This is a genomic window from Streptomyces mesophilus, from assembly GCF_011044995.1.
Lineage (GTDB): Bacteria > Actinomycetota > Actinomycetes > Streptomycetales > Streptomycetaceae > Streptomyces > Streptomyces mesophilus.
In genome coordinates, this window is the sequence record NZ_JAAKZW010000421.1 from 1 (window position 1) to 2,831 (window position 2,831).

The following is a 2,831-nucleotide window of genomic DNA, read 5'->3' on the forward strand; positions in this document are numbered from 1 at the left end:
GACCAGTCCGGGGCGGGTGTGGGGCGTGGCCTGACGGCCGTCGAGTGGGCAGGATGGGCCCATGACCCAGCCGTCGCAGCTCCGTATCGCCGTGGCCGGCGCCTCCGGCCTGATCGGCACGGCCCTGACCCGCTCGCTCGAGGCCGACGGCCATGAGGTGGTACGTCTGGTCCGCAGACCGGCCCGTACCGCGAACGAGGCCGAATGGGACCCCAAGCGCCAGTACGTGCACGCGGCGGGCCTGGCCGGCTGCACCGCCGTGGTCAATCTGGCCGGCGCGGGCGTCGGCGACCGCCGCTGGACCGCCGCGTACAAGAAGGAGCTCCGCGACAGCCGCGTCCTGGGCACCGCCGCCCTCGCGGAGGCGATCGCGGCGCTCGACGAACCGCCGCGGGTCTTCGTGAACGGCAGCGCCATCGGCTATTACGGCGATACGGGCGAGCACGCCGTCGACGAGAACGCGCCCGCGGGCGAGGGTTTCCTGCCGTCCATGTGCGTGGCCTGGGAAGAGGCCGCAGGGGCGGCCGTGGAGGCCGGGATCCGTACGGTCTTCGCGCGCAGCGGCCTGGTCGTGGCGCGCAAGGGCGGGGCGTGGGGCCGGATGTTCCCGCTGTTCAAGGCCGGGCTCGGCGGGCGGCTCGGCGACGGACGCCAGTACTGGAGCTTCATCGCCCTGCACGACGAGGTCGCCGCGCTGCGCCACCTGATCGACACAGAGGAACTGTCGGGCCCGGTGAACCTGACGGCTCCCGAACCGGTCACGAACCGCGAGGTCACCGCGGCGATGGGCCGCGCCCTGCACCGCCCGACCCTGTTCACGGCGCCGGCCCCGGCGTTGCGGATCGTCCTGGGCGAGATGGCCTCCGACGTGCTGTGCAGCCAACGGGTGCTGCCGGCCCGGCTGTTGGACTCGGGTTTCACGTTTGCGTTCCCGACGATCGGTGAGGCTGTGGGGGCGGCGCTGCGATAGCGGGAGGCGCCGCGGGCAGTGGGCGCGGCTCTTCGGCCGAGGAGCGCCGCGCCGGCGGGCGGCGCCACGGTGAGGGGCGCGCCTTGCTGACCGGCGGCGCCACGGCAGAGGCACTCCGTGCCGTCGAGGGCGCACGGCCGCGTGGCCCCATGCGACCACGCTCTGCCCGCGCGCGACTACAACCCGAAGGCGAGCCCGCCTACCCTTCGAGCCGAACTCGGGTATCCCCGCCCCGAGTCGGGGGCATGAAGCCCCCGCGGCCACTCAACTCCGGGAGGCACACGTGCTGGAGCCCACGCACCATGCCGACGTCATCATCGTGGGGGCCGGAGCAGCCGGCCTCTCGGCGGCCTTGCAGCTGACCGGCGCAGGCGTGAGCACCCTCGTGCTCGAAGCGGCCCCGGACGTCGGCGGACGGATGGCGACCGAGCAGGTCGACGGCTTCCGGCTCGACCGGATCGGACAGCTCCTCTCCACCTCGTATCCGGAATTGCGTCGCACGCCGGGCCTCGACGCACTCGAACTGCGCCCCTTCTCTCCGGGCGTACTCGTGTACAACGAGGGCCGTCTGCAACGCAGTTGGGAGCCCAGGACCACACTGCGGACCGGCCCGCCCACCGGCCGGAGCGCGAGGGGCGCATTCACTGCGGCGCGCGCCCTGGCGAGCGCCCCCCGGGTCCGTTCCCGCACGGCGCGGACGCCGCTCGGCGGTCCGCTGGACCAGGCGCGGCTCGGCGCGGCGTTCACCCGTCTCGCGGCCACCCCGGTGGACCGTGTGCTGGCGCGCCCCGAACTCCCGGCGCTCGACGCACTGTTGTCCCGCGGCCTGCCGAACCGCACGGTGGAAACGTTCCTGCGCCCCCTGCTCTCCGCACTTCTCTGCGACCCCGGGCTCACCACGTCGAGCCACTGCGCCGACCTGGCTCTGCGCGGTTACGCGCGCGGGCGCCTCTGCGTTCCCGCGGGTGGCGCCCAGACACTGCCGCGCCTGCTCGCCTCGGCGCTGCCGCCCGGCACGGTCCGTACCGGCGTGAAAGCGGTCGACATATCGACGACCTCGGTCCGCACCGCCGGCCATGGTGAGTTCACCTGCCGCGGCGTCGTCCTGGCCACCGGCGCGCGCCAGGCCGCCGAGCTGCTCCCCGGCCTGCGGATGCCGGACTTCCACCCGGTGACGGTCCTGCACCACACGGCGCCGCACGCCCCCCTCGCGGAGCCGGCCCTGATCCTGGACGCCGACCGCTCCGGCCCGGTCGCGCACACCGCGGTGCTCAGCGAGGTCGACCCCTCGCGCGCCCCTGCGGGCCGGCCGCTGATCACCTCGGTGGTCCTCGGTCCGCCGCCCCCGCAGGCCGAGGTCCGCGCTCATCTCGCCCGGCTCTACGGCACCTCCACCACCGGCTGGGACCTGCTCGCCGTCCACCACGACCCCGAGGCGGTCCCCACCATGCCCGCCCCGCACGACCTGCGCCGCCCCGTGCGCCTCCTGTCCGGCCTGTACGCCTGCGGCGACCACCGCGACACGAGCACGGTCCAGGGCGCCCTCTTCTCGGGCCGCCGGGCGGCGCGGGCGGTGCTGCGGGATTTGGGGGTCCAGGCGGTGGGTGTGGAGGAGGGTGCGTTGGTGGCGGCTTGAGGGGTGCGCTTCGGTTGGGTGCGGTTCGGTTGGCGCCGCGTCGACGGTGCGGTCTCGTTGCCGGGTGCGGGCCGGTTGCGCCTGCGGCGGGCTCCTTTTCCCCTACCCGCCCCTTCCCGAAACTGGGGGCTTCGCCCCCAGACCCCCGGATCCGAACTCCGTTCGGATGTCCTCAAACGCCGGACGGGCTGGAGGTGAACGTTCCGTCCAGGGTGGCCCAGGGGG

2 protein-coding genes are annotated in these 2,831 nt (G+C 74.4%); both read left to right on the forward strand.

The annotated features are described in order from the left end of the window. The first annotated feature begins 61 nt into the window (after window positions 1-61). Window positions 62-970: a TIGR01777 family oxidoreductase gene (locus tag G6045_RS40160; protein ID WP_165337187.1), complete on the forward strand. Its 909-nt coding sequence runs from the start codon at window positions 62-64 to the stop codon at window positions 968-970. Between the two features lie 283 nt (window positions 971-1,253). Then, entirely contained in the window at window positions 1,254-2,606 is a 1,353-nt protein-coding gene (locus G6045_RS40165; protein WP_165337188.1) for an NAD(P)/FAD-dependent oxidoreductase, read from the forward strand. Window positions 2,607-2,831 lie beyond the last annotated feature (225 nt).